Genomic DNA, 609 nt, shown 5'->3' on the forward strand with positions numbered 1-609 from the left:
TGGGTAAGTGGTGATTTCAAATACAAAGAGTTCTGGATCTCTCATATTCCTTTACACAAAGACCACCTCCGTGGTCGTGTGAATATCCATGCTCACCTGCACGAAGGAAAGATGGGTGATAAATATAATTACATCCATACTTCCTGCGAACAAATTGGATACACACCTATTTCTCTTCAACAAATTCGTGCCAAGCAAGATAGTTTAATGCCGAAAGCAAAGAGAAAACTTCTGAAACTATTGAGAGAAGGATTACCAAGTGTCAGAGGAAAAACTGCCATCCCAGTGGTGCGCGGAAATGTCAGCAAAAGCAAAAGACGGAAATGATGCCTACAATTATTTCCAGATGCAGGAAATGTGGGAGCGTCGTGAAAGGAGTCACAATGAGCAACGTAAAACTGGGCAAATCTTCCGTGGCGAAGCTGGCAACTATAAAGCCTGCTCTGCGTGAAGTTTGTCTCAAAGCATTTGAAACTATGCCTTTTGATATTACAGTGTTAGAAGGTACCAGATCTTTAGATCGTCAGAAAGAATTAGTAGCACAAGGAGCAAGTAAAACGCTGAAAAGTAAGCACCTCACTGGTGATGCTGTAGACTTAGCGCCTTATC

The 609-nt window shown here is 42.0% G+C and carries 2 protein-coding genes; both read left to right on the plus strand.

Features of this window, described 5'->3' with window-relative positions:
• The coding region (locus N1032_RS26340) for a hypothetical protein (protein WP_259543601.1) at positions 1–327 on the plus strand (327 nt) is incomplete at its 5' end.
• Positions 328–383: 56 nt separating this feature from the next.
• Positions 384–609: M15 family metallopeptidase domain-containing protein (locus tag N1032_RS26345; protein ID WP_259543603.1), on the plus strand; the 226-nt coding region annotated here is incomplete at its 3' end.

It is taken from the genome of Herbiconiux daphne (assembly GCF_024979295.1).
GTDB classification, from domain to species: domain Bacteria; phylum Actinomycetota; class Actinomycetes; order Actinomycetales; family Microbacteriaceae; genus Herbiconiux; species Herbiconiux daphnes.